The organism is uncultured Leptotrichia sp. (assembly GCF_938036635.1).
GTDB classification, from domain to species: domain Bacteria; phylum Fusobacteriota; class Fusobacteriia; order Fusobacteriales; family Leptotrichiaceae; genus Leptotrichia; species Leptotrichia hongkongensis.
In genome coordinates this window covers 1-2,134 of the sequence record NZ_CALHQO010000223.1, presented here as the reverse complement: position 1 = coordinate 2,134, position 2,134 = coordinate 1, and the positions used below count along the sequence as shown (strand labels likewise).

General features: G+C 30.6%; 3 protein-coding genes. All 3 read left to right on the top strand.

Features of this window, described 5'->3' with window-relative positions:
• Window positions 1-440, top strand: a 440-nt coding sequence (locus Q0370_RS04305) for a DnaJ domain-containing protein (protein ID WP_367270836.1), incomplete at its 5' end; no start/stop codon positions are given.
• Window positions 441-456: 16 nt separating this feature from the next.
• Window positions 457-1,284 carry an FHA domain-containing protein gene (locus Q0370_RS04300; RefSeq protein WP_299572597.1) on the top strand — a complete coding sequence of 276 codons (828 nt, stop codon included), beginning with the start codon at window positions 457-459 and terminating at the stop codon, window positions 1,282-1,284.
• 34 nt (window positions 1,285-1,318) lie between these two features.
• Window positions 1,319-1,963: an FHA domain-containing protein gene (locus Q0370_RS04295; protein WP_299572594.1), complete on the top strand. Its 645-nt coding sequence runs from the start codon at window positions 1,319-1,321 to the stop codon at window positions 1,961-1,963.
• The last annotated feature ends 171 nt before the right edge of the window (window positions 1,964-2,134 follow it).

Genomic DNA, 2,134 nt, shown 5'->3' with positions numbered 1-2,134 from the left:
GCGAAATGGATTATTACAAAATACTGGAAGTACCTGAGAATGCAGATATTTCCGAAATAAAAAAGAAATATAGAAAAATGGCAATGAAATATCATCCCGATAGAAATGCAGGAGATGAAAAAGCTGTAAAAAAATTTCGAGAAATAACAGAGGCGTATGAAGTTCTTTCAAATGATAAAAGAAGGAAAGAGTATGATTACAAAAGAAAAAATGAGAGAAATCCTCAAAAAAATAAAAATAATAAGGAAAATTTTAAAAGTAAATCTTTTCAAAATAATTTTACTTTCGGAAAAGAATTTTTTAAAAGTGCAACCGAAATGAAAGGAATGTTTGAAAATAGTTTTGGGCTAGATAAAATGGGGAAGAATAAAGCAAAAGCTGAGAAGGAAAGTGTGAAAAGCAGGTTTGAGAGTTTTTTTGATATGAAAGAGAAAAAGTAAGAAGGGGAAATTAGAAATGTTGTGGGGAATCAGAAGAAGTTTTAAAAATTGGGGAAATATTTTTAGGCGTCCATTTGGGCGTGGGAGTATTTACAGGCTGGAAAGACTTAGAAGTGTGGCATGGCTTGGAAAAAATAGAGAAAATGGAAAAATTAACGATGAAATGAGTAAAATTAGTGTAGAAAAGGGAATTAAAAAATATGAAAAACGTAAATTGAATGCAAAAAATCAAAAGAGTTACAAATTTTTAAATATAAAAAATATTTTAATAATGACAGTTTTAATATTTACATTTATTTTTGTACATCTTTCAGGATATTCTACAAAAAGTCTTTATTTTTCAATTTTTATTTATATTGGAGTCACACTTTACCTGCTTATTGTTGAAAGATTTTTTGAAAAGGTGGAAGTTGAGGAGGAAATCAAAAATATAAAGTATGAGAGGGAAAGGGAGCATAACGTATTTTTAGAAAGGGTAAAGGAAATTGAGGATTTGGAGAAAAAGCAGATTGAGCATATATTTTTGAAGGATTCAGAAGATTATGATATGAAAATTTGGAAAATTGGGAGGGCAACATCGCTTCTTATTGGGAAGCAATCGCCAAGAAACAGGGTGGATATAGATGTAAGTGAAGGAATTTATTCAAATTTAGTCAGCAGGGCTCATGGGATCTTAAATCGTGTCAACGGAATCTGGTATTATGAGGATTTAGGCTCACAAAATGGAAGTGGAATAGAAAGAAGTTTAGATAAACGGAAAATAAAGCTGAAAAAAAATATACCAGTAAAAGTGGAATCAGGAGACATAATTTATTTAGCAACTACAAAAATATTATTAAAATAAATCTATAAATAAAAAAAGAAAGGAAAATTTTAAAATGAAATTGGATAGATGTAAAAATGGGCATATATACGATGTTTCAAGATACAGCTCGTGTCCTTACTGCAAATCAGAAGGACTGGAAACAGAAAATCTGGATGATAAAATTAATCTAGTTGAAGAAATGAAAGATGAAGACAGAACAACAGCCTACTGGTCTAAAGATAGCACCGTAGATCCGGTCGTGGGTTGGCTTACGTGCATAGAGGGGCATGATAAGGGAAAAGACTACAGGATTGTAAGTGAACGTAACTTTGTTGGGCGTGGAGAAAATATGGATATACAAATTTTAGGAGATACTATGATTTCTAGAAAAAACCATTGTTCAATAAGTTATAACCCTAAACAGCGAAAATTTATGCTAACTCCCGGAGATTCTAATGGATTAATTTATCTGAATGGAGAAGCAGTCTACAACACAGTGGAACTAAGGGCTTATTCAGTAGTAGAAATGGGTGAAAGTAAGTTTGTATTTGTAAATTTGTGTGGAGATTATTTTGACTGGGAAAAGGAAAAGTCGAGAGAAGAAAGTGTGAAAAGAAAATATGAAAATTTAAATGATGAAAAAATTGTGAAAAATACGAATTTTCAGGATAAAAATAATGATTTAGAAGTAAAAATCGAAGATTATGAAGAAATTTAATAAATTTATACTAAACCCAATATTTTCAAATGATTTAAGATATAATTTTTATTTTTTAAACAGGATTGAGCATAAATTAATCCGTCGGAGCATTTTTATGTGCTGGCAAAACTGTCTGAGCATAGCGAGTTTTTTGTCAGTGCAGAAAAATGTCGTAGACTAGCCATAGGT

Bases quoted from the DNA above. Each gene is read 5' to 3' on its own strand.
- Q0370_RS04300 (WP_299572597.1), top strand. From the start codon at position 457: ATGTTGTGGGGAATCAGAAGAAGTTTTAAAAATTGGGGAAATATTTTT.
- Q0370_RS04295 (WP_299572594.1), top strand. From the start codon at position 1,319: ATGAAATTGGATAGATGTAAAAATGGGCATATATACGATGTTTCAAGA.